This is a genomic window from Candidatus Kaelpia imicola, from assembly GCA_030765505.1.
GTDB lineage: Bacteria > Omnitrophota > Gorgyraeia > Kaelpiales > Kaelpiaceae > Kaelpia > Kaelpia imicola.
In genome coordinates, this window is sequence record JAVCCL010000018.1 from 34,743 (window position 1) to 58,930 (window position 24,188).

General features: G+C 39.3%; 25 protein-coding genes and 1 pseudogene. 25 read left to right on the top strand and 1 reads right to left on the bottom strand.

Translation table 11 applies throughout. From position 1 onward, the window contains the following. Positions 1 to 25 precede the first annotated feature (25 nt). The 20 genes and pseudogenes from P9L98_02750 to P9L98_02845 all read left to right on the top strand — a co-directional run bounded on the left by P9L98_02750 (position 26) and on the right by P9L98_02845 (position 17,516). Positions 26 to 1,177: an ATP-binding protein gene (locus P9L98_02750; GenBank protein MDP8216227.1), complete on the top strand. Its 1,152-nt coding sequence runs from the start codon at positions 26 to 28 to the stop codon at positions 1,175 to 1,177. 282 nt (positions 1,178 to 1,459) lie between these two features. Next, the gene (locus P9L98_02755; protein ID MDP8216228.1) at positions 1,460 to 1,705 is read left to right on the top strand and encodes a hypothetical protein; all 246 of its coding nucleotides are present in this window, start codon (positions 1,460 to 1,462) and stop codon (positions 1,703 to 1,705) included. Positions 1,706 to 1,725: 20 nt separating this feature from the next. After that, positions 1,726 to 1,872, top strand: coding sequence for a hypothetical protein (locus P9L98_02760; protein ID MDP8216229.1), 147 nt, complete (start codon positions 1,726 to 1,728; stop codon positions 1,870 to 1,872). A 54-nt stretch (positions 1,873 to 1,926) separates the two neighbouring features. Continuing rightward, positions 1,927 to 2,715 carry a hypothetical protein gene (locus P9L98_02765; protein MDP8216230.1) on the top strand — a complete coding sequence of 263 codons (789 nt, stop codon included), beginning with the start codon at positions 1,927 to 1,929 and terminating at the stop codon, positions 2,713 to 2,715. 87 nt (positions 2,716 to 2,802) lie between these two features. Further along, positions 2,803 to 4,422, top strand: a complete 1,620-nt coding sequence (gene otsB, locus P9L98_02770) for a trehalose-phosphatase (protein MDP8216231.1) — start codon at positions 2,803 to 2,805, stop codon at positions 4,420 to 4,422. Position 4,423: 1 nt separating this feature from the next. Beyond that, a complete protein-coding gene (locus tag P9L98_02775; GenBank protein ID MDP8216232.1) occupies positions 4,424 to 6,838 on the top strand; it encodes a glycosyl hydrolase family 65 protein in 2,415 nt (804 codons plus the stop codon). A gap of 73 nt (positions 6,839 to 6,911) precedes the next feature. Continuing rightward, a complete protein-coding gene (gene cysK / locus P9L98_02780) occupies positions 6,912 to 7,832 on the top strand; it encodes a cysteine synthase A (protein ID MDP8216233.1) in 921 nt (306 codons plus the stop codon). A 12-nt stretch (positions 7,833 to 7,844) separates the two neighbouring features. After that, positions 7,845 to 9,047, top strand: coding sequence for a homocysteine biosynthesis protein (locus tag P9L98_02785; protein ID MDP8216234.1), 1,203 nt, complete (start codon positions 7,845 to 7,847; stop codon positions 9,045 to 9,047). A 24-nt stretch (positions 9,048 to 9,071) separates the two neighbouring features. After that, positions 9,072 to 10,127, top strand: coding sequence for a tRNA 2-thiouridine(34) synthase MnmA (gene mnmA / locus P9L98_02790; protein MDP8216235.1), 1,056 nt, complete (start codon positions 9,072 to 9,074; stop codon positions 10,125 to 10,127). After that, entirely contained in the window at positions 10,124 to 11,029 is a 906-nt protein-coding gene (gene nadA, locus P9L98_02795; GenBank protein MDP8216236.1) for a quinolinate synthase NadA, read from the top strand. The genes mnmA and nadA overlap by 4 nt, the downstream gene beginning before the upstream one ends. A 210-nt stretch (positions 11,030 to 11,239) precedes the next feature. Then, positions 11,240 to 11,503 (top strand): annotated as a pseudogene (locus P9L98_02800) (AAA family ATPase). Positions 11,504 to 11,692: 189 nt separating this feature from the next. Further along, on the top strand, positions 11,693 to 12,262 hold the full coding sequence (locus P9L98_02805; GenBank protein ID MDP8216237.1) for a DUF4143 domain-containing protein: 570 nt from the start codon (positions 11,693 to 11,695) through the stop codon (positions 12,260 to 12,262). Between the two features lie 127 nt (positions 12,263 to 12,389). After that, positions 12,390 to 12,821, top strand: a complete 432-nt coding sequence (locus P9L98_02810) for a Fur family transcriptional regulator (protein ID MDP8216238.1) — start codon at positions 12,390 to 12,392, stop codon at positions 12,819 to 12,821. Continuing rightward, positions 12,781 to 13,530: an ATP-binding cassette domain-containing protein gene (locus P9L98_02815; protein MDP8216239.1), complete on the top strand. Its 750-nt coding sequence runs from the start codon at positions 12,781 to 12,783 to the stop codon at positions 13,528 to 13,530. Before P9L98_02810 ends, P9L98_02815 begins: the two co-directional genes overlap by 41 nt. Continuing rightward, on the top strand, positions 13,515 to 14,615 hold the full coding sequence (locus P9L98_02820) for a SufD family Fe-S cluster assembly protein (GenBank protein MDP8216240.1): 1,101 nt from the start codon (positions 13,515 to 13,517) through the stop codon (positions 14,613 to 14,615). The genes P9L98_02815 and P9L98_02820 overlap by 16 nt, the downstream gene beginning before the upstream one ends. Before the next feature lie 43 nt (positions 14,616 to 14,658). Further along, the gene (locus tag P9L98_02825) at positions 14,659 to 14,880 is read left to right on the top strand and encodes a NifU family protein (GenBank protein MDP8216241.1); all 222 of its coding nucleotides are present in this window, start codon (positions 14,659 to 14,661) and stop codon (positions 14,878 to 14,880) included. Between the two features lie 441 nt (positions 14,881 to 15,321). Continuing rightward, positions 15,322 to 15,456 carry a hypothetical protein gene (locus P9L98_02830; protein MDP8216242.1) on the top strand — a complete coding sequence of 45 codons (135 nt, stop codon included), beginning with the start codon at positions 15,322 to 15,324 and terminating at the stop codon, positions 15,454 to 15,456. 74 nt (positions 15,457 to 15,530) lie between these two features. Further along, positions 15,531 to 16,007: a hypothetical protein gene (locus P9L98_02835; GenBank protein ID MDP8216243.1), complete on the top strand. Its 477-nt coding sequence runs from the start codon at positions 15,531 to 15,533 to the stop codon at positions 16,005 to 16,007. A gap of 81 nt (positions 16,008 to 16,088) precedes the next feature. Beyond that, the gene (locus P9L98_02840) at positions 16,089 to 17,048 is read left to right on the top strand and encodes an L-lactate dehydrogenase (protein MDP8216244.1); all 960 of its coding nucleotides are present in this window, start codon (positions 16,089 to 16,091) and stop codon (positions 17,046 to 17,048) included. 129 nt (positions 17,049 to 17,177) lie between these two features. Then, positions 17,178 to 17,516, top strand: coding sequence for an OsmC family protein (locus P9L98_02845; protein ID MDP8216245.1), 339 nt, complete (start codon positions 17,178 to 17,180; stop codon positions 17,514 to 17,516). A gap of 21 nt (positions 17,517 to 17,537) precedes the next feature. Here P9L98_02845 and P9L98_02850 read toward each other — a convergent pair whose 3' ends face one another. Then, positions 17,538 to 18,557, bottom strand: a complete 1,020-nt coding sequence (locus P9L98_02850; GenBank protein ID MDP8216246.1) for a DUF4325 domain-containing protein — start codon at positions 18,555 to 18,557, stop codon at positions 17,538 to 17,540. Between the two features lie 192 nt (positions 18,558 to 18,749). Between P9L98_02850 and P9L98_02855 the strand changes: the two genes are divergently transcribed. The 5 genes from P9L98_02855 to P9L98_02875 all read left to right on the top strand — a co-directional run bounded on the left by P9L98_02855 (position 18,750) and on the right by P9L98_02875 (position 24,099). Next, positions 18,750 to 19,109, top strand: coding sequence for a hypothetical protein (locus P9L98_02855; GenBank protein MDP8216247.1), 360 nt, complete (start codon positions 18,750 to 18,752; stop codon positions 19,107 to 19,109). Then, on the top strand, positions 19,109 to 19,453 hold the full coding sequence (locus P9L98_02860; protein ID MDP8216248.1) for a hypothetical protein: 345 nt from the start codon (positions 19,109 to 19,111) through the stop codon (positions 19,451 to 19,453). The genes P9L98_02855 and P9L98_02860 overlap by 1 nt, the downstream gene beginning before the upstream one ends. 46 nt (positions 19,454 to 19,499) lie before the next feature. Beyond that, the gene (locus P9L98_02865) at positions 19,500 to 19,688 is read left to right on the top strand and encodes a DUF378 domain-containing protein (protein MDP8216249.1); all 189 of its coding nucleotides are present in this window, start codon (positions 19,500 to 19,502) and stop codon (positions 19,686 to 19,688) included. Positions 19,689 to 19,887: 199 nt separating this feature from the next. Continuing rightward, the gene (locus tag P9L98_02870) at positions 19,888 to 22,329 is read left to right on the top strand and encodes a hypothetical protein (protein MDP8216250.1); all 2,442 of its coding nucleotides are present in this window, start codon (positions 19,888 to 19,890) and stop codon (positions 22,327 to 22,329) included. Beyond that, positions 22,330 to 24,099, top strand: a complete 1,770-nt coding sequence (locus P9L98_02875) for a ShlB/FhaC/HecB family hemolysin secretion/activation protein (GenBank protein MDP8216251.1) — start codon at positions 22,330 to 22,332, stop codon at positions 24,097 to 24,099. The last annotated feature ends 89 nt before the right edge of the window (positions 24,100 to 24,188 follow it).

The following is a 24,188-nucleotide window of genomic DNA, read 5'->3' on the forward strand; positions in this document are numbered from 1 at the left end:
TAGTATTTCATGGTATATTTAAAATATGATAGAGCGAAAAAGATATATTGATTCCATTAAAAAGGTACTTAAGAGAAGTCGGGCGGCTGCTCTTTTAGGTCCTCGTCAATGCGGTAAAACTACACTAGCACAGAATCTCATTGACGTCCGTTCCCCTAATTATTTTGATCTTGAAGATCAAAGCAGTCTTATTGCTTTGGTTAACCCCAAAGGTGTACTTGAGCCGCTGAAAGGTCTGGTTGTTATTGATGAAGTTCAGCAGCGGCCTGAACTTTTCTCCGTTTTACGTGTTCTCTTAGATCGAAAACCTTTGCCTGCAAATTTCCTTATTCTCGGAAGCGCATCTCCTGATTTTTTACGGCAATCATCAGAGTCTCTTGCAGGACGTTTGGAATTGATTGAAATGGGCGGGTTTAATCTTGCTGAGATTGGTGAAAAAAAAGTCTTACGGTTATGGTTAAGAGGGGGGTTTCCGTTATCGTTTTTAGCTAAAAGTGACGCAGATAGTTTTGCTTGGCGAAAAAGTTTTATTAAAACATTTTTAGAACGTGATTTGCGTGAACAGGGAATTGAACTGCCGTCTGTGACATTATATCGTTTTTGGGCTATGCTTGCCAACAGTCATGGGCAGATATGGAATGCAGCTCCAATTGCTTCTTCATTAGGTATTTCAGAGCCGACAGTCAGAAAATATTTGGATATTCTTACAGGTGTGTTTATGGTGCGTCAACTTCAGCCATGGCATGTAAATATTAAAAAGCGTCAAGTTAAATCACCAAAATTATATTTTCGTGATACGGGAATATTGAATTCTTTTTTGGAATTAAAAACGGAAGCAGAAGTTTTGCGTCACCAAATATGCGGAGCATCTTGGGAAGGTTTTGTAATCGAACAATTGATTTATATTCTTGAGATTGACCATCCGTATTTCTGGGCAACACATCAAGGAGCAGAGATTGATCTGGTATTTAACAAAGGCGGGGCTATGTATGGCATTGAGATTAAACGAGCGGATGCTCCGACGATAACTCTATCTATGAAGAATGCACTAAAGGATTTAAAACTCAGACGCATTGCTGTTATCTATCCTGGTAAAAAACGATATTCGATTCATAAACAGATTGAGGTCGTGCCATTTGATGAAATTTTAGGCGGAATGAAGGGGTTATTGGGATAATTGTACGGAGTTTAAATTAACAGTGCTATTTTTAAGTGATATTTGGGTTAAACTCTTTACTATTATACCAATTTGTTGATTATCTTATGGTAAGAGATTGGTATTATACGATATTCTTGCCCCAAGAAAATGGCTCTAGGCTTAAAGTGTAAATCTCAAAGATAACAGCAATATGACAATATATTCTTTCGTGATTATTGAATAGAGAGATATTAGGGGATTTGATAATATAGAGCATTAGGTAAAGGTTGAAGCGGCGGTTAAACCTTAAAAGGAGGAGAGATGCTTAGTATCCATACATTGTCTATAGCGGCAGAGGTTATCATTGTTTTGATCGGGTTGGCAATACTGTTATTCAAGAAGAGGATTATAGGTTTGGGTGTTGCTCTTACTTATGGGATATACGTATTTTATGATATTGCAAAGTTTACTCATTATAGTATCAATCAGTCTCTTCTCTATGGCCTATTCTTTATAGCAACTCTCTCTATGCTTTTAGTTGTTATAAGAATATATAGAACAGGTTGAAAGTAATTTATCTAACATAGATGAGAATATTAGTTGTTTTATTAGTTTTTTTTATTCTATCAGGTTCTATTTTCATTCTTAATCAAAGAGAGAATTACAATATAGTTGAGTTGACCGACTATACCTTAAGTTATGATCTTTTATCTGAAGAGAACCTTAAACCTTAGTATAGTTTTCCCAATCTTTACAGGGAGTATTCCCGGATTATATCAGAGGATGAATTGAAGAGTATAATTACCCAATCAGAAGTATTCCTAGAGCAGGAATATTTTGACGATAAGAGTACCTCTTTAAAAGATATTATAATAGATGGTTTAAACATAAGATTCCTTCTTAAGGACGTAGACTCTAGAGAGTTAAGAGTAACTACGATATCAGATAAAGAGAGGGATGGTTATCATGAAAGAGAGCTGCTATTTGAAGATCAGAATGTAGGTACTTTTTTTGTTACATTGCTTATTCCTCATGAAGAGAGAGATAGTTATTTTGCTATTTTAGGCCTTCCCGGCCATGGTACATGGAATCAAGATTTTATAGAAAACTACCATGCTGGTGATCTAGCAAGAGCCGGCTTTATAGTTATAATACCATTTATGCGGGCTATGATGGATTGGGAGTCCGATCATGCAGTAAGTAAACATCTGTTATGTAATGGGTTTACCCTGATGGGTCTTAGAGTCTATGAATCCCTGCTTACCCTTAAATATCTTAAGTATCTTGAAGAGGTTGATAGTAATAAGATTGGTATTTTAGCTCATTCAGGAGGTGCTGCTATTGCAAACCTTCTTATCTATGTAACTGATGATTTTAAAGCCCTCTTAAGAGATTATAATAGCAACTATCTCGATATTATCCTTGAAAAGCTTCACTGTGAGACTATACCCAGCATCTTTCCTTTCTATATGCTTATCAACTCTAAAGAATCTACCCCTATAGCTATTCTAGAAACACCATATGGATTTAAAGTTAATAGAGAGGATATAATAGTATTTTTTAATCAACATCTTTGATTTTAGAAAGCTTTAGCCTTTTTGACTAAAATCATTTCTTAATATATAATATAACCTCATTGACAACATAATTTTTTAGGAGGAATAATGAGTGAGCCTAATTTTGATGCTGTAATATTTGATCTTGACGGGGTTATTACCGATACTGCCGTCCTGCATGTTGAATCCTGGAAGGATATTTTTGACGACTATCTTAAGAAACTGGAAGCCCGAGGGGGTGAAAAGTTCCGCGAGTTTACCCATAAAGGCGACTACCTTCCCTATGTAGACGGTAAGCCGCGCTATGAAGGGGTTAAGAGTTTTCTTGCTTCACGCGGTATTGAGCTTCCATTTGGGGACTCAGGTGATGAAGCAGAGAGAGAGACTATATGCGGGTTGGGTAATAAGAAGAACGAACAGTTCGTCAAGCATCTTAAAGCTGAGGGTGCAGAGGTCTTTCAGTCAACGATTGAGTTTATTAAGGAGCTGCAGAGAAGAGGTATCAAGACAGGAGTTGCTTCATCATCTAAAAACTGTAAGACTATTCTTGAGTCTGTTGGTATCGAAAATGTGTTCCAAACCCGCGTTGACGGAGTAGTATCTGTAGAGTTAGATTTAAAAGGTAAACCCGAAGCCGATATATTCCTGAAAGCAGCCTCTGATATAGGTGCAGAGCCGTCGCGTTCAGTTGTTGTTGAAGATGCAACGAGCGGTGTTATGGCGGGACGTAACGGCGGATTTGGTCTGGTCCTTGGTATTGCGCGTGAGGGCCGTATTGAAGACTTGCTTGATAACGGTGCTGATATTGTTGTTTCCGACATGGCTGATATATCTGTTGACTGGGTCGATAATTGGTTTAAGAAGAGACCCAGAGAACTCTTCAATAATTGGGATAAGAGCGATAGTGCTATAGATATTGATGGAGAGCTTATAGATAGTAGTTCTAATGTAAAGATAAACCCTCTCTATCTCTCTTCTGGTTTAGATCTATTCAAGGATAGGAGGCCTGTCATATTTCTTGATTATGACGGTACTCTTACTCCGATAGTGGATAGACCTGAGCTTGCTCTGCTCTCAAGTGATATGCGGGAGGTAATCAAAGAGCTGATTGGGAAGTATACCGTAGCTATTGTAAGCGGGAGAGGGAGAGAGGATGTTGAGAACCTTGTAGATATTAAAGGTATATTCTATGCCGGTAACCATGGTTTTGATATCAAAGGCCCTTCCCTCTCCATGGTTCAGCCTGACGCAGAACGCGTAATTCCCGCAGTTAAAGAAGCAGTAGATTATTTAAAAAATAGGCTCTCATCTATTGATGGTCTATTGGTAGAGGAGAAGAAGTTTTCGGTTGCTGTCCATTATAGGCTTGTAGCTGAGGATAGATATCTGAGAGTTATTGAAGATGAGGTTAAGAAGGTAGTAGATAGAGAGGACTCTTTACGTCTTATGCATGGTAAGAAGGTCTTTGAGATCTTGCCCAATATTTACTGGAACAAGGGCTGCGTGATAAGATGGATAGTCGATATACTCAGTCTCTCTTTTAAAGACAATTCAATTGTATATATAGGTGATGATACAACAGATGAAGATGCTTTTAGGGTTATCCGTTCTAGAGGCTGCGGTATTCTGGTAGCGGAAGAGCTGCGTTCTTCAGCTGCTGATTTTTGGGTCAGGAATCCTGATAGTGTTAAAAAGCTATTTAAGAGACTGATTGAATTGAAAGATTAATATGGTAGATTCCAGCTGGAAAGTAGTCTATAACGGATTTGATCCTGAAGAAGAGTCTCTTCGGGAATCGATCTGCACTCTTGCAAACGGCTATATCGGGGTAAGAGGAGCTGCTTATGAGTCCGGTGCTTCGCGTATCCATTATCCCGGGTCTTATCTCGGGGGAGGTTATAATAAGCTCCCTACCAATATTGCGGGAAGGACTGTATACAATGAAGACCTTGTCAATATTCCAAACTGCCTGCCTATAACGTTTAAGATTGCAGGTAGTGACTGGTTCTCTCCTTCAAGAGCCAAGATAAGATTTTATCGTCAGGAGCTTGATATCAGGCGCGGGGTCTTAAAGAGGGATATAAGGTTCCAGAACCGGCTGGGACATAAGACACATATAGAGAGTCTTAGAGTTGTAAGTATGGCCAATCCCCATCTAATAAGCTATAAATATATTATAACCCCGGAAAATTACAGCGGCTGGATTACTGTCAGGACTATGCTTGACGGTGCGGTTATAAATGCAGGTGTTGAGCGCTATAGACAGCTTAACTCAAAACATCTGATTCCTGTATCTTTAGGAAAGTTCAGCTCTAATGGTGTCTATCTTGTAATGAAGACCTCTCAATCTAAGATTACAATTGCTCAAGCCTCAAAAGTCCGTGTCTTTACTTCTAGTGCTGAGAAGAGAGTCAATATAAAACATATCAGCAGAGGTAAGGAGAGGATAGATCAGGTATTCAGGTTATATCTAAAGCAGGGCAGGTGTTATGAGATAGAGAAGGTAGTAGCGGTCTATACATCTAAAGATCAGGGAATAGAGGAGCCTCTGGATTCTGCAATTCACTTGGTTAGGAGAGTATCAAAGTTTGAGAGCGTTCTAAAACCCCACGAGAGTCTCTGGGATGATCTGTGGAGGAAGTTTGATATTCAGATTGATAGCGATATCTTCTCTCAGAAAGTATTAAGGCTCCACATCTTCCACCTTCTTCAGTCGGCCTCAGCTCATATCACAAAGATAGATGCCGGCCTTCCTGCTAGAGGTTTACATGGCGAGGCATATAGGGGTCATATCTTCTGGGACGGGATATTTGCGATGGCGCTGTATGACCTTCATCTGCCTGAGATATCTGAGTCTCTCCTGCTCTATCGCTACAGGAGATTGGATTGGGCTAGAAAGTATGCCAGAAGAGAGAAGGCCAAAGGAGCAATGTTTCCCTGGCAGAGCGGCTCAACGGGAGAAGAGGAGACCCAGATTGTCCACCTCAATCCCTTATCGGGTGAGTGGGGCCCGGACTACAGCCGTAACCAGCGCCATGTCTCACTTGCAATTGCCTATAACGTTTGGCGTCATTATATGAAGACAAAGGATGCCGGCTTTCTTGCAGATTACGGAGCTGAGCTGATACTCTCTATTGCCAGGTTCTTTGCCTCGATATCTAAGTTTGATCAGGAAGACGGCAGGTACCATATTGAGGGTGTTATGGGCCCGGATGAATTCCATGAGAAGTATTCAGATTCAGAAGAAGCGGGTTTAAAAGATAATGCCTATACGAATCTTATGACTGTCTGGCTGCTTATAAGAGCAAAGGAGACATTAAGTATCCTCTCATCTCAAGATAGACGCCGAATATCACGCAAGATAGGTTTTAAGAAAGAAGAGCTTGCGCTTTGGGAAGATATTACCCAGAAGATGAATGTTATCATAAATGAAGATGGTATTATTGCGCAGTTCGATGGCTACTTCGGGCTTAAGGAGCTTGATTGGGATAAGTATCGTGAAAGCTATGAGAGCATAGAGCGTCTGGACAGGATTCTTAAAGCCGAAGGTAAGTCTCCTGATGATTATAAAGTAACTAAACAGGCTGATCTTCTGATGTTTTTCTATCTATTGAATTTGGCAGAGGTAAAAGAGATATTTAATAATCTGGGTTATGAATTCAGTAAAGATACTCTGAATAAAAACTATAAATATTATGTTAAGCGTACTTCTCATGGTTCTACCTTAAGCAAAGTAGTACACTGTTATATTGCTCACCTTTTGAATAAACCTAAAGAGACCTGGAGATGGTTCAATGAGGTGCTGGAGTCCGATATCTTTGATATTCAGAGCGGTACAACCTCTGAGGGAATACATATCGGTGTTATGGGCGGCTCTATAGATATTGTATTGCGCGGTTTTATAGGTTTAAGTGTTTTGAAGGATAGAATTAAACTCAACCCCCGTATTCCAAGGCGATGGCAGAGGATAAAATTTAGGATTAACTACAGAGGCAGCTGGATAACTTTCTCTGTAACAAATAGGCAGGTTATTGTCTTTGTTCAGGGGCCTAAGAATAAGATCTTTCCTACAGCTATTGAGATTGGTTCTAAGACTTACAGTGTTATCTATGGAAAACGCTCTAGATTTACTATTAAGAATTAATCTTAGCTAAAATAGCTGTATAAAAAACGAAATAGTCATATAATGTAGCATATATAATATAAAGGAATAAGGGATGGCTGTATTCAACAATATTTCAGAGACTGTTGGAGGAACACCGCTTTTGAGATTGTCTAATATCTCAAACGGTTTAGATCTGGAGATAGTTGCCAAACTTGAATACCGTAATCCTACTCTGAGCATTAAAGATAGAGCTGCTCTCTCTATGATAGATAGAGCCCGGGAAGAAGGACTTATAGATAGAGATACGACTATTGTTGAGGCTAGCAGCGGAAATACCGGTATCGCCCTGGCTTCTATAGCTGCCTGGTGTGGTTATAAGCTGATTCTTGTTATGCCTGAAAATATGTCGGATGAGCGCAAATATCTTTTAGAGCTTTTGGGGGCGGAATTAGTGCTTACGCTATCCGAGGAAGGTATCCGGGGCGCGATTAGAAAGGCGGAGGATATCTCTTCTGAGATTGAGAACTCTTTTTTCATAAACCAGTTTAAAAATGCTGCCAATCCGGAAGCCCATTACAAAAATACTGCAGAGGAGATATTAAAAGATTTGGATTCTAAGCTGGATATTCTGGTTGCCGGTGTTGGGACAGGCGGTACCATTACAGGGATTGGTGAGTGCTTGAAAGAGAGAGTCAAAGATATTAAGATTATAGCTGTTGAGCCGGAGAGTTCTGCTGTATTATCAGGTACTAGCCCTGGAGCTCACAGCATAGAAGGAATAGGAGCAGGTTTTATTCCTGATATTTTAAAAAGAGAGTTGATAGATGAGATAATTAAAGTCAGTGATGGAGATGCATTTTTGATGGTTGCCGAACTTGCAAAGCGTGAAGGAGTATTAGCCGGGCCCTCTTCCGGAGCGGCCTTAGCAGCTGCTCTTGAAGTTGCGAAGAGAGAGAGCAGTAAGGGTAAAAGAATAGTTGTTATTTTTCCTGATAGTATTGAGAGATATATTTCAGAATTTAAGAGAGAGTAAAAGGAGAGCTAGATGGTTAAGACGATAACGGATATCAATAAGAGGATAAAGAAGGGCAAGGCTGTTGTTGTAACGGCTGATGAGATGATATCTATTGTTAAGGAGAGAGGCCTTAGAAAGGCTGCAGCTGATATAGATGTTGTGACAACAGGAACATTTGCTCCGATGTGTTCATCCAGCATCTATCTTAATCTGCCTCAGCCGGCGCCGAAGATAAAACTTGGCGGGGGAAAGGTCTATCTAAACGGAGTAGAGGCTTATGCGGCTTTAGCGGCGGCCGATATATCTCTTGGAGCCAATGCGTTACCCAGCGATGATCCCAGGAATAAAGTCTATCCTGGTGAGTTTAAATACGGCGGCGGCCATCTTATTGAAGATCTAGTGAGGAGAGAGGAGATAAAACTAGAGGCATCTGCCTATGGGACTGACTGTTATCCAAGGAGAGAGCTGGCAATAAAGATAAGATTGAAGGATCTAAACGAAGCTGTACTCTTTAACCCCCGCAACTGTTATCAGAACTATAACGTTGCTGTAAATCTCTCCAAAGATATTATCTATACATATATGGGTGTTCTAAAGCCTTCTCTGGGCAATGCAAATTACTGCAGTGCCGGAGAGCTCTCACCTCTGTTGAACGACCCTTACTATAAGACCATAGGGATAGGTACCAGAATATTCTTAGGCGGCGGAGAGGGTTATATATCTTTCTGGGGTACTCAGCATAACCCGACAGTTAAGAGAAGTAAAAAAGGAATACCGGTATCTCCTGCTGCTACTATTGCCGTTATAGGGGACCTGAAGAAGATGAGTCCAAAATGGATTAAAGGTATTAGTATGCTCGGTTACGGCGCATCTCTTGCGGTAGGCATTGGTATACCGATACCTGTTTTAAATACAGATATCGCGCGTTATACATCAATCTCAGATAAAGATATCTGGACTAAGGTTATAGATTACAGTAAGGCCTATCCTAAAGGAATCAGCGGTTTCCTTGAGAGAGTAAACTATGCTCAGCTAAGGTCCGGTAAGATAAAGATAAACAATAAAGATGTTCCTACAGCTTCGCTCTCAAGTTATAGTAAGGCTAAAGAGATTGCCCTGACTTTAAAAGATAGAATAGAGAAGAAGAGATTTTTGCTCACAGAGAGAGTTCAGGCTTTTCCGGATGAGAACTCCGGTTATAGTTATAAGAGTCTTAAGATTAAGAGGTTCTGATACTCTTCTATTTTAATTTAAGTTATGAAAACTCCTTCTGTGTTAGTTGCAATGAGCGGCGGTCTTGATTCATCTTTAGCAGCATTCCTACTAAAGAGAGACGGCTATAGAGTAGAAGGGGTAACCATGCTTTTAAATAGTGACCCCTCTCTTGATTCTAAGCCCGGAGGCAGTGAGTCGCTTAAAGATGCTAAACAGGTTGCAGACTATCTGGGCATAGAGCATAGAGTATTAGAGCTGTCAAAAGAGTTTAAAGAGAAGATTGTAGCTTACTTTATATCTGAATATCTTAGTGCCAAAACCCCCAATCCCTGCATCTACTGCAATAGTATATTTAAGTTCGGTTATCTGTTCGATTGGGCAATGGGAGAGGGTTTTGATTATCTTGCTACGGGCCACTTTGCAGCTATTAAAGAAGCAAAAGGCAGACTCTTCTTAAGAAAAGCGAAGGATAGATCCAGGGACCAGAGTTATTTTCTCTATGCCGTAGATAGAGAGTCTCTCTCTAAGATATTATTTCCTCTCTCTGATTATAGCAAGGAAGAGCTTTTGAGTATTGCAGAGAGAGAGAGTATCCCTCTCTGTAGGAAGAGGTCCAGTCAGGATATCTGCTTTATTCCGGATAATAATTATCGTAACTTCATAAAAGGTTATCTAAGTCAGGAAGAGGGTGATATTGCGGATTTAGATGGTAATATTTTAGGCAGACATAAAGGGTTAGCCCTTTATACGGTGGGCCAGCGTGAAGGTTTAGGTATTAGTAAAGGTACCCCGCTCTATGTCTATAGCATTGATCCGGCCAATAATAGGATTACTGTTGGAGAGAGAGAAGATTTAGAAGCAGAAGGTCTCATTGCCCGCTCTTTAAATATGTTTGATTCTGATTTAGAGGCTGAAGTTTTTGCTAAGATTCGCTACAATCATCGGCCTGTAAGGTGTACAATATGCAAAATTGAATCCGGGAGAGTTAAGGTTTTATTCTCCCAAAGGCAGTTTGCGGTCACTCCCGGACAGGCTGTTGTCTTTTATAGAGATGACTATCTCTTAGGCGGAGGAGTTATAGAGGAGGCTGTAAGGTGAATTTAGTAGAGAGAATAAGAGAGTTAAAAAAGCAGAAGAGAGCGGTAATACTTGCCCATAACTACCAGCTGCCTGAGATTCAGGATGCTGCAGACTATCTGGGCGACTCTTTAGGTTTAAGCATCAAGGCCTCTGAAACAGATGCTGATATTATAGTCTTCTGCGGGGTTAAGTTCATGGCTCAGACAGCCAAGATGTTATCTCCCGATAAATTAGTTCTCTTACCCGATATCGATGCCGGCTGCCCTATGGCTGATATGATAACAGCTTCTGAGTTAGAAACTCTTAAGTTTACTCACCCGGATGCTAAAGTACTCTGTTACGTAAATACCTCTGCGGAGGTAAAAGCCTACTCCGATATCTGCTGTACATCCGCAAACTCTGTTAAGATAGTCAGGAAGGCTTTTCTAAAAGAGGATGAGGTGATATTTGTCCCGGATAAGAATCTTGCTTTATATACTAAAAGAGAGACCGGGCGTGACTTTATCATTTGGGATGGATATTGTCCTATCCACGCAGATATAACTGAAGAGAATGTAGAGAGAGCCAGGAGAGAACATCCGGATGCTGATTTAATTGTTCACCCTGAATGCAGCCCCGAAGTGATAGATTTAGCAGACGGAGTCTACTCTACGTCCGGCATGTCAAGATATGTGAAAGAATCAGATAAAGAAAGCTTTATTATCGGTACTGAAGTAGGAATGCTGTATAGATTAAAAGAGGATAATCCTCAGAAGGAGTTCTATCCTTTATCGGAGAAGGCGGTATGTCTGGATATGAAAAAGATTACCTTAGAGAGACTGCTCAGCTCTTTAGAAGATGAGTCGGGGAGTATAGAATTGGAAGTAGAGATAGTAGAGAGAGCAAAAGGCAGTATCGACAGGATGTTAAAATATAGATAGTATGTTTTAATAGGGTGTTTTGTAGTTATATACCATGAAATATTAACTTGCAATAGTTAAATTTCATGGTGTATTAATAATATGATTGAACGGAAGAAGGTTATAGATCGTATTACCGGAGCTTTAAACAGGGGGCGGATAGTCTCATTGCTGGGACCTCGCCAGTGTGGAAAAACAACTCTAGCTTGATATTTTGCACAACCAGGATCATCTCTGTACTTTGATCTTGAGGATCCTGTTGACAGTGCAAAGATGATAGAGCCTAAAAATGTTTTAGAGAACCTTAAAGGAACGGTTGTTATAGACGAGATTCAGCATCAGCCGGAGTTGTTTCCTCTTTTGCGGGTTTTGGCGGATAGAGCTCCATTGCCTGCTAAGTTTCTTATTCTCGGCAGTGCATCGCCCGATCTGGTCAAAGGCTCTTCTGAATCATTAGCCGGGAGAGTAGAGCGCATTCAGATAGGAGGGTTCTCTTTAGATGAGATTGGTGAGGAAAACTTTGAATCTCTTTGGCTGCGCGGAAGGCTGCCCCGGCCGTTTCTTGCTGATACAGATGATGAAAGTTTTATTTGGCTGAAAGAGTATACGCAGAGTTTTGTAGAGAGAGACCTTCCATTGCATGGGCTCTCTTTACCGCCTATGACGCTGTTGCGGTTTTGGACTATGCTGGCGCATTATCATGGGCAAGTTTTCAATGCCAGCGAAATAGCTCGTTCTTTAGGGATAAGCGTGATGACAGTTAAACGTTATCTGGATGTATTGACAGGTGTTTTTATGATTAGGCAGGTACAGCCATGGTTTGGAAATATTAAAAAGCGCCAAGTAAAATCTCCAAAGATTTATTTTTATGATACGGGTATTTTGCATTCTCTTCTAGGAATAGGGACGAAGAATGATCTATCGGCTCACCCAAAGTACGGTGCTTCTTGGGAGGGTTTTGTCATGGAAGAGATTATTAATTCAGTTAAGCTTCATGAGGTTTATTTTTGGAGGACACATCAAGGGGCGGAGATTGATTTAATATTTAACAAGGGCGGGCGAATGTATGGTGTTGAGATCAAACGTGCTGATGCACCGGTTATGACACCATCAATGCGTATTGCTCTAGAAGATTTAAAACTCAAGCGCATTGCCGTCATCTATCCCGGGAATCGGCACTATTCTATTCACAGGCAGATTGATGTTGTGCCGTTTAATGAGATTTTAGGCGGGATGGAGGGGCTGTTTAGGTAACGGAGGCCTCTTCTCACTTGCTATGAGAGGCAGCCTTTTTGATAAGGATGCCTCTTTTATAGTGAGCTGATTCTTAATAAAAACAATTATTTTTTAATAATTATTATTGTTGACAAAAAATGTTCTTATGGTAGTATTCTTGCCTATGGGAGAGAGCCTTAAGTCTTTAAATGGAGCCGGGATCAGGATAACCCCTCAGAGGCTTGCGGTATATAAGGTCTTAAATGAAGGCAGCCATTCCAGAGCCGACTTTATATACAAGAGAGTAAAAAAGCGGTCTCCTTCGATATCCTTTGCTACGGTCTATACGATACTGCAGTTCTTCAAGAGCAAGGGGCTGATATCAGAGAGCAGGATAGATTTTGAAAGGTCTACCTTTGAGATCAGGACTGATTCTCACCACCATTTTATGTGTAAAGAGTGCAGAAATATTTTTGATATCGATATACCGCCATGCAGTGCTCTTAAGAAGATGAAAGCAGCCGGCCTTTATATCGAGAGTTTTCAGGGTTATTTCTATGGGCTATGTAAAGAGTGCAGGAGTAAGAGAGATGCTTGAGATCAAAAACCTTAAAGTTAGCATTGAAGATAAAGATATCATTAAAAACGTATCCCTCTTTTTAGAGCAGGATGACGTGATGATCCTCTTTGGCCCAAACGGCAGCGGTAAGAGTACACTTATTAAGACAATAATGGGTTTTAGCGGCTATAAGCTTAAAGGCGGAGAGATAATATTTGATTCTAAAGACCTTAAGTCTCTTTCAATAGATAAAAGAGTGAAGCTTGGAATAGGGATAATGTATCAGCATCCTCCTCAGATACGGGGAGTAAGATTAGGCCGGTTAGCAGAGTATCTATCTTCTGATAAGGATAGAATAGCTGAGCTCTCTAGAGAGCTGTCATTAGATCAGCATCTTGAACGTGAGATAAATATGGGCTTCTCAGGCGGTGAGATGAAGAGGGCTGAGCTTTTTCAGATTCTGCTTCAGCGCCCATCTCTTCTTCTTCTGGATGAGCCTGAGTCCGGGGTGGATATAGAGAATATCTCTATAATGGGTAAGGCTATTAACAGCTATCTTAAGGAGAGCCATGCTCAGGCTTTGATTATAACCCATACCGGATATATCTTGGATTATATAGATGTTGTTAAGTCATCTGTTATGGTCGATGGTCAGATATCATGTTCAGGAAAGCCTCGGGATATATTTAAATTTATACAGGAACATGGTTATGAGAGATGCAGGGAGTGTAAATGTCCGAGTCAATAGATAGAAAGATAGCTAAGGAAGATCTGGATAATATGTCTCTCTCGGGGCTGGATAAGAACGAAGAGAACCGTGGAGGCAGTTTTATCCAGCAGGATAATGAACTGCTTATATCTCATAGTCTCTTTAAAGGTGTTGAGATATTGAGCATAGAAGAGGCTTTAGATAAGTACCCGGAGGTTAGAGAGCTTCATGGTTCAGCTTTCGGTTATCTTGACAAGGAGTTTCCCAAGGATACAGAGGGCGGCTATTTTATAAGAGTAGAGAGAGGCAAGAGAGTAGAGCTGCCTATTCAGGCATGTCTATATCTAAAGAAGAAGAATTTCAAACAGAGAGTACATAACATAATAATCATTGAAGAGGGAGCCAGTGCTCACCTTATAACAGGCTGCGCGGCATCAAAAGCAACCAGCGAGGCAGAACATCTGGGGGTATCAGAGTTCTATGTTAAGAAGAACGGCTACCTTAATTTCAGCATGATACATTCCTGGCATAAAGATATCAGCGTAAAACCTATCAGCGCAGCTATAGTAGAAGAGAGCGGCAGCTTTATATCCAATTATGTCTCTCTGCGGCCTGTTAAGGATATCTCCATGTATCCAACGGCTATCCTTAAAGGTTCCGGCAGCAGAGCCTCTTTTAACTCTCTTATTCTCTCGCACCCCGGAACTATTCAGGATATAGGCAGCCGTGTTGTACTTAAATCTTCTAATACGTCAGCTGAGATAACGTCCCGGGTTGTGAGTTTAGGCGGAAAGGTTATTGTAAGAGGCAATCTTAAAGCCGAGGCTAAAGATGTAAAGGCTCATCTTGAATGCCGTGGATTGATAATAAATGAGTGCGGCATTATTCGTGCGGTACCGGAGATAGAGACAGAGTTTAGAGATGTAGAGATCTCTCATGAAGCTGCAATTGGGAAGATAAGCAGAGAGGAGATAGAGTATCTCTGTTCCCGCGGCTTTAGCCATGAAGAGGCTCAATCTATTATTGTAAGAGGTTTTATGGATATTGAGATACTGGCTTTGCCGGATATTTTAAAGAGAGAGATAAGAGAGCTTGAAGATAAGACCCTCCAGGGGAGTCTCTAGGCGGATTTTATAAAAGAACAAGAGGTTAAAAAAGGAGAGAGGGATGAAAGAGAGAGTCGAAGAGGCACTTAATAATATCAGGCCTATGCTTCAGGCTGACGGCGGTGATGTTGAGCTTGTTGATGTAACTGATGACGGAGTTGTAAAAGTAAGACTTAAAGGTGCCTGCGGGTCCTGCCCTATGAGCAGCTATACTTTAAAGCTTGGAATAGAGCAGAGACTGAAAGAAGAGGTTCCCGAGATAAGAAAGGTAGTATCTGTTTAAAAGGGGTGAAGCATAAGTATAGAGAGTCTGAGATACAGCAGCTTTGAAGCATTGTTAAGCTCCAAGAGAGTGTCCGGATTCTCTTATTGCGGCATCCTATTGTAATATCCATGGCAGTGTTGATATAAAACTTTAAATTTTTAGAGGTTAACTATGATTCCTATTGAAGCATTAGAGATTGCGCTTAAGAGAGATAAGAAGATGATAGAGAAGAAGATTGTCGAATTAAAGTCTTCTTAAATAGCTGGATATCTATTGCGGCTGTTATAAGAAAAGTTTTTGGTGTCAAAGTTTAATCTTTGGTTTTTATTCTAAAGTTATTAGTTAACCATTCTTTTTTCTCTATTAACATAATTTATTTTTTATTTTTTTGTTGCAAAGTTTTCTTAAATGGGTTATAAATTTCCTAGGATAAAAAAATCCTGAAAAAGGAGGTGAATCATGGCAGTAAAGAAGAAAGCAGCAAAGAAGCCGGCTAAGAAGAAAGCTGCACCAAAGAAGAAAGCTGCACCAAAGAAGAAAGTAGCTAAGAAGAAAGCTGCACCAAAGAAGAAAGTTGCTAAGAAGAAAAAATAGGATTTTAGTATCAAGATAGAATAGGGTTAAAGGAGGCTTTAAAGCCTCCTTTGCTCTTTTAGGGTCATATGGATATAAAACACTCTCTTAAAACAGGGATAAGTTTCGGTCTTACCTCTGGAGTCATAACGACTCTAGGCGTTATGGTAGGATTAAACTCTACAACCCATTCCAAGATTGCAGTAGCAGGAGGGGTAATGATAATTGCAGTTGCGGATGCATTCTCAGATGCCTTAGGGATACATATGTCTGAGGAGTCTGAGGTAAAACATAGTCCTCTTGAAGTATGGCTGGCTACTATATCAACATTCTTCGCTAAAGCTCTCTTCGCTTCTATCTTTATAATTCCGGTTATCTTCTTTTCGATTCAGACTGCCGTCTATGTAAGTATCGGATTAGGTTTTTTGATACTTACACTCTTTAGTCATTATCTGGCGCTTAAGCAGAAGATATCACCCTTAAGGACAATAACTGAACATTTATCTGTTGCAGCTGTTGTTCTCATTTTGAGTCACTATCTGGGCATTATGGCATCGCAGCTGTTTAAATAGCACAGTTTTTGCTTGACTTCTATACTCTTTAGAATAATAATTATTATAAAATAATCGTTATTAATTAGGAGATAGTAGATGATGAATAGCTTAAATCCGAAGATATCTATTATAGGTGCTGGTAATGTAGGCATGCGCTATGCCTATGCTCTTACAATAAAAGGTTTAGCCAGAGAGATCGTTATAGTTGACCTTGATAAGGAGAGGCTCAGCGGTGAAGTCATGGACCTATCTCATACAGCACCATACGTATCTCCTGTTGAGATTATTGGAGGAGACTACTCAGATACTGCCGGTTCTGATCTGGTTGTTATTACTGCCGGAGCGAAGCAGAGAGCTGGACAGAGCCGGCTTGAGCTCATTAAAGCCAATGTGGGATTATTTAAAAAAATAATACCGCTTCTTATGAAGTATACTCCGGAAGCAGTGTTTTTAAATGTTACAAATCCGGTTGACTTGCTAAGCTATGTAAGTTATAAACTTTCATCTAAACTATCAAATGAGGTTATAGGTTCAGGTACTGTCTTAGATACCGCAAGGTTCAGAAATTTACTTGCTCATCATGTTGGAGTCGATACTAGAAATGTACATGCCTATATCTTAGGTGAACATGGCGATAGCGAATTTCCTGTCTGGAGTAAGGCTATGGTTGGGGGAGTTCTGTTTAAAGATTATTGCCTTAAGTGCTGCAGGAGAGGTGAATACTGCAACCATAAAGAAGAGCTGGGTAAGATATCTAAAGAGGTAAAGAACTCTGCTTATAAGATAATAGAGAAAAAAGGTGAGACCTCCTACGGTATCGGCCTTGCTTTGGTCAGAATAACAGAAGCGATTCTGAATAATGAGAATGCGATACTTCCTGTATCATCTCTTATTCAGGGCTATCTTGGACTTAAGGATCTCTATCTAAGCTTGCCCGCCGTCGTTAACGGAGAAGGTTTAGACTTTATACTTAATATAGAACTTGATCAGGAAGAGCAGAAGTTATTAAAGAACTCTGCAAAGGTTATAAAAGAGAATTTAGTTAAAGTAGGATTTTAAAAAGAGAGTTTTATGTATTTAGATCTTGATCTTAAATTGAAGGAAGAGGAGTTTGATGTTAAGTCAAAGAGCAGCGGAGTAAGTTTTAAAATCGGTTTTAGAAAAGAGAATTAGAGTAAACCTAATCCACTGGAACTATTTCTATCTTCACTTGCATCCTGCCTGGGAGTATTTGCGGTTAAATATTTTAAAGGAGCAAAGATTAATTTTAATAGATTGAATATTAATGTTAAGCCTAGCCTAATACAGGAAGGAAGTACGAAGCTGGATAATATAGTTGTATCTTTAGATACCGACGCGGAATTAGCAGACCGCAGAGAAGCTCTCTTAAGGTTCATGCACAGATGCCCGATAGATAATACTATTTTAAATACAGATAAAATAGATATTGTCTTAAAAGAGCAGCAGACTCTCTGGTTTTTGATTAGACTATCTTATTTATTGAAATCAATTGTAAACTTATTGTAAACATTCGGTCTAATATTATTGTCAACCAATATGTTTTATCATTGCATCAATAGCTTTATTGGTATTTATGGTCTCTATTTCAATACTTGGATAGTTATTTTTAAAAACTCTAAATATCTCATCTGCAAAACCTTGTCCTATGCCTCTAACTCCTTTAAAGTTAAGTCTTATCTCTTTAAACTTTTTTAAATTGAATAATAATCTTTTAGCCTCAGAGCGGGAGAGATAGGAGTCTTTCTCCTTAGTGAAAAGATTTATAGTTACAGCGGTTTTAGAAAATTTATAATCGTATTTTTCGTTACTATACTCATCAAAAATAGTTTTTAATCTCTTTTTGGAGTTTTTGCTGATTGTGAAATTGACTGAAGTTCCTCTTTTGTATTTTATCTTTTGTGTAAATAGATCATTTTTTATGTTATCAAAGGTAACCTCTATGTTATGGCTCTTTATGAGAAGCTTATTAGATGCTTTTGATGTAAAAAACAATCCTTCTCCGGAATGGTATTTTTTTGCCGTAGTAGTTTTGCCTTTGATCAATTCTTGTAAAGCTTCGTACTCATCCTCTAAGCCGAATTTTTTTTTAATGTTTTCAAATATTCCTATCCCTTGGTCGTTTATTACAAAGTTTATATTATAGTTATCAACTTTTAATTTAACTTTGGATCTTTTTGATTTAGAATGGTCGATTGCATTATTAAGTATTTCTGTAAAGGCATAGGATAGGATATCAAATATATTTTTTCTCAGTAGATGTTTTAAATCATATTGAACATTGATTTTATTAAAAACTCTATCTTCTTTTAAATTATGAAGTAAACAATCTCTACTTAGCTCTATCGTTAAGTTGTCTGTTTTTTTATCTTTTAGTGCATACTTTACGCCCCTAGTGGTGCCGATTTTTTTTATTACCCCTTCAGCGATTAGTCGTTTGATATGTTTATGTATTCCTTGTCTAGTTAACCCCGTAGCTTTAGCTATCTCTTCTATTGTAATATATTCTTGTTGTCCCAACCTGCTTAAAATTCTATTTTTAATATTCACGGTAATAATTTTAACATATTGTAAACTTATTGTCAACCTTGCATTAAATATTATTGTCAACTCCTTGATGTATATACAGATTCTATAAGATGAGATTTTACTTGTTTTGATGGTTGCTTAGGAGTATTTTACATATGAGAGTATTGGATAGTAGAGATAGGATTTGATTTAAAGAGAGGAGAGAGAAGTATTATGAGAAATGGCAAGGTTTTTATCTCTTTGTTTTTAATCTTTTGCTGCCTATCGTTTATTTTTAATGAAGTATCTTCTGCACATTCCCCCGAACGGGTAGAGATTAAATTCGTAGGCAGCCTGCTTAAAATTAAGGTATACCATAGCGTGGGAAATACAAATATGCATTATGTAAAATATATTAACGTATATGTAAATGGGAAGTGGGTTGCTAAGCAGCGTTTCTTCTCCCAGCAGTATGACAGTTATCAAGAGGCGGTCTTTAATATCCCGGACTTAAAAGCCAAAGATGTACTTCTGGTAATAGCCCATTGCAGTAGAAAGGGAAGAATAGATAAATCAATAATAGCTCCGAATTGATGATTAGAATAAGAAAGATTACGGTTTTGGTCTTCTGCTTATCCTCCTTGCTCTTAACTGTTAGTTTTGCCCATCCTCCCTGGAAGATAACAATAGAGACCCGGGGTAAAGATATAGAGGTAACTGTATATCATGAGGTGGCTGACCCTGAAGAGCATTATATAGAGAGAATAGATGTATACTTAAATGGCATCAGACATGCGGACATGGAGTTTTCTACTCAAACAGACGATCTCCAGATTGTAAGGCTTAGTCTTCCCCCTTTGAAAAAAGGAGATTTTATAGATGTTATGGCCTTTTGTAATAGAGGGGGAGAGCTAATTGAAAATTTGACTGTAGAATAATCTTTAAATAGGTTAGATTTGAATAGGTTAAAAAGGAGGTATAGAGATGAAAAAGCTGGCTCAGTTTTTAGTAGTAGTCGGAGGTTTAAACTGGGGGCTGGTTGGTTTTTTCAATCTAGACCTTGTTGCCAGAATCTTCGGCGGGTTCTCAACGGTATCGAGGGTTATCTATGCCCTTATAGGCCTCTCAGCACTTCACCTGGTTATTATTTCACTTAAGAGAAAGGTAAATTAATTTAAGTGATTTTTGTTCTTCAGAGAGTTTCCTTCCTTTATATATACAGTATAAGAGACGAGTTTAGTTTTGAGTCAGATTTTAAGCGGTCAAAAGAATGAAAAAAAGTTTTAGAAGATGATTTTTTTTCTTGACGTAGTAGCATAATTTAAATTATTATCTTAACAGTTATATATAAACATATTAGTAATCTTAATATATGAGAAAAAAAACAAGCTTACAATATAGACCAGAAGCAAAGAGACTTCTGGTTTTTCTTTTAGCAGCTCTCTTACTAACTTCCTTAAGCCCTGCATTATATGCTGCCGGTAGAGACTCTTCCATTGAAGAGGAGAGAGCAAAGGCTCAGAAGTTAATCCAGCAGGAAGAGAAGGAAGATAGGCGTGAGAAGCAGGCCAGAATAAACAGCCTTTATAAAGAAGCACTCTCTTTCTATTACGAAGATAATCTAAGAGCAGCTCAGGAGACATTTGAATTGATTCTCCTTATAGCTCCGGATGAGAAAAAAGCAAATAGTTTTATAGAGAGTAAGATTCCTGCAAGATCTGAAAAGTTAGTAGAGTTAAAACAGAGAGAGGCAGAGAGAGAAGCAAAGAAGAGGGAAGAGGAGCTTAAGCGTTTAAGAGCCAGGGCAGAGAGAGAGGCTAAGAGACAGATAGAAGAGCAGGAGCGTGACCAGAAAAAGGCAGAGCTTGAGAGAGAACGTGCCCAGCGTGAAGCAGAGCGTATAAGAGAGAGACAGAGCATAGAGGAAGAGAAGCAGGCTAAGACAGCAGAGAGAGAGAGGAAGCGTGCTGATAAGGAAGCAGAATTAGAGAGAAAACGCGCAGAGAAAGAAGCTAAAAGAGCAAGGCAGGATAGAGTAGGTGAGATTTGTGAAGAAGCACTATCTTATTACAAAGAAGGTAATATAGACCAGTCTATAAATTCATTCCAGCAGGTTCTTAAATTAGATCCGGATAATAAGAGAGCAGAGAGCTACTTAAATAATAAGATTCCTGCTAAGAGAGAGCGCCTTAATGAGATTGCAGAGCGCGAAAGAGAGAGTCAGAGAGTAGAGAAAGAGAAAGAACTATCTAAATTAAAAGAGAGAGCCCAAAAAGAGGCTCAAGCTCAAGAGAGAGAGCTGGCCAAAGAGAAGAAGCTTGCTGAAGCTATAGCCGGGAAGCAGGCCAAGAGAATAGAGAGAGAGAAGAAGCTTGCTGAGGCTGAAGCCGAGAAGCATGCCAAGAGAATAGAAAAAGAGAAGAGGTTGGCTGGAAAAGAGGCTAAGAAGCAGGCTGAGATAGCAGAGAAAAAGGCTCAAAAAGAAACAGCGAAGTTAGAGAGAGAGAAGAAGCGCGCTGAAAAAGAGGCTCAAAAACAGGCTAAGAAATTAGAGAGAGAGAAGAGGTTGGCTGGAAAAGAGGCTAAGAAGCAGGCTGAGATAGCAGAGAGAGAGGCTCAAAAGGAATCTAAAAAGTTAGAGATAGAGCAAAAAAGCGCCAGTATAGATACTAAGAGAGAGACAGCAAGGTTAGAAAAAGAGAAGAGGTTGGCTGAAAAAGAAGCTAAGAAGCAGGCTAAGATAGCAGAGAAAGAAGCCAGAAAACAGGCAAAAATAGCTAAGAAAGAAGCTAAGAAACTTGCAAAAGCAGAAGGAGTAGAGGAGGAAGTTAAAGAGGTAAGAGAGAAAAAAGAGAAGGCTCCTCGAGTAATCAGTGAAGATAAGCTTAAGAGAAAAGCAGAGGTAGAAGAGAAGCTTAGAAAGAAAAGAGAGGCCAGGGAAGCAAAGCTTGCCAAGAAAAAAGGGAAGCTGGAAGATAAGAAAGCTGAGAAAATTAAGACAAGAGAAGATAAAATAAGAGTTGAAGAAGAAGCCCGTATTGCAGCTACGCAGAGCGATTTCATTACTATAAACAGAGTTGTTACTACGCCTGGCTTGGTTCAGGATGCAGATGCTTTTGTTGAGGCTAAAAGAGAAGAAGAGTCTATCGCTCTATATAACTACGCGTTAGATGTAACAAAAGATAAATCAATCAGGAAAGAGATTGCGCTTAAGAAGAGAGCTGCTTTAAAGGCGATAAAGAAGAAAGATAAGCAGAAGGCAAGAGACGAGTATAAGCAGGAAGTGAAGAAAAAGCATGAGACTCATCGTGCCAAGATAGAGGCTAAGAGAGAGCAGCGTACTCAAAAGAAAGAGAATAGTAGAAAGATAAACGACCTCTATAGAGAAGCGCTTTCATTATATTATGATAATAAGTTTGATGAAGCAGAGGCTAAGTTTAATGAGATCTTAGGATTCTCACCTGATGAAAAAAGAGCCAGGAAGTTTATAGACGTTAAGATTCCTGCAAGAAAAGAGCAGCTTGAGAATTTAGAAAATAAAACTAAATTACGTAAAGATAAAATAGAAGAGAAGAGCCGTGCTGATAGAGAGGCTAAGAAGCAGGCTGAGATAGCAGAGAGAGAGGCTCAAAAAGAAACAGCGAAGTTAGAGAGAGAGAAGAAGCGTGCTGAAAAAGAGGCTCAAAAACAGGCTAAGAAATTAGAGAAAGAAAAGAGGTTAGCTGATAAAGAAGCTGAGAAGGCTCGCATTAAAGCTGAAAGAGAAGAGAAGAAGCAGGAAAAAGAAGAGGAAATTCAGGGAGATATAAAATAGATGAAGTTTATTAACTTGCTTATTGCCTATGCTCTTATATTGAGTGTCCCGGTCTATGCGGATGAAGCAGCTAGTGCGGGGGATATGCAGCAGATTCTTGATAGATTGGACCAGCTTCAGGGTAAGGTAACTCAACTTGAGAGTAAGGTCAAAGAGCAGGATGAAGTGATTAAGAGGCAGAATCAGGCTCTGGATAAATTAGGTGAGATGGTACCGGAGGTTAAGAAAGCTATGGCACCGCCTGAGCCTAAGGTTGTTGTCAGTAATTTTGTCTTAAGCGGTGTAAATCTCTTTGATCCGATAGACTTTGAGCCTGTACTTAAGAAGTACAGGAGTAAAGAGTTAGGAATAAGCGACTTAAAGACTATATCCGATGAGTTAACAGCGTTCTACCGTTCTAAAGGTTATATTACATCTCTTGCCTATGCTCCGACTCAGGAGATTGAGAATGAGACTGTTGAGTTTAGGGTAATAGAGGGTAGAGTAGGTAATATTGAATTGGAAGGCGGAGAGTACTTTAAGAAAGAGACAATGGCCAAGAGAATTACGATTGAAGAGGGTCAGGTCCTTAATTATGAAAGACTTCAGCGTGATGTAAGAAAATTAAATAAGCAGCCTGACAGAACTATGAAGGCAATCCTTCTTCCGGGTCAAGATAAAGGAACAACAGATATACTCATCAAGATGGAAGAAGAGAGCGATCCAAAACATTTCTATTTCGACTGTAGTAATACTGGAACTGAAGAGACAAAGACAGCCCGTTTTGGTCTAGGTTTTGCTCATAATAATCTTCTTGGTTATGATGATATCTTATCCATTAAAGCTAGAGTCGGTGACTGGGATATCTACTCAATAAGCGCGGACTACAATGTTCCAATTAATAAGTATAATACCCGTATCGGTGCCTATGGAATATTTTCTCATACGGATATAGGCGGTCAGTTTACAGTTATCGAGCCTGAGGGTTCAGCCACAGCATTAGGTGCATATATTACTCACCCTCTATTTGATAAAGATTATTTTGATCCAGTGGCTATCAATCTATCAAGTGATGTTATAGCAGGACTTGATTTAATAGATGTTAAAAACATGCTGTTAGGTGAAGAGACTTCTCACGATGTCTTACGCGTTGCTAAATTAGGTATTAGCTTTGATGAGAGAGATGCATTGGGAAGAACGTTCTTTAATAATGAGTTTAGAGTTGGAATCGATGGGCTTGGTTCGATGGATAGCAATGATGAATCCTCATCCATTATAGATGCAGGAAGTGAGTTCATGAAATATACCGGTACTCTAACTCGTATAACACGTCTTCCATTCAGCATGATGTTTATAAATAACTTAAAGTTCCAGCATACAAATAATCCGCTTGTTACAAGCGAACAGCTGAGTCTGGGCGGAGCTGATACAATAAGAGGTTATCCTCAGAATGATTACTTAGCAGACTTTGGTTATGTATGTACGTTGGAGCTGCGTACACCCGCATTTATATTCCCACGTGAAATTAAAGTTCCTTACGATGATAAAAAGACTCCAATTATGGATGCAGTTCAGTTTGTATACTTTGTTGACTTTGGTAAAGGACATCGTAAGAATCCGCGTGTAGGTGAAACAAAAGATCAGTTTATGATTGGAACCGGTTTCGGTTTCAGGTTTGATCTATATGAACATCTGCGTGCCAGACTGGACTTTGGATTCCCTGCGGGTAATGAAGAACCTTCAGACGGATCCTCCGGTACAGTCCACGTAGGCGTACAATACGAATTCTAAAGAAGTATTTGTTCTTTATATATAAGCCTTTCCTTTATATATAGGAAGGTAGATGGAAAAAGCCGAATATGGACCTGACCAATAGGTTA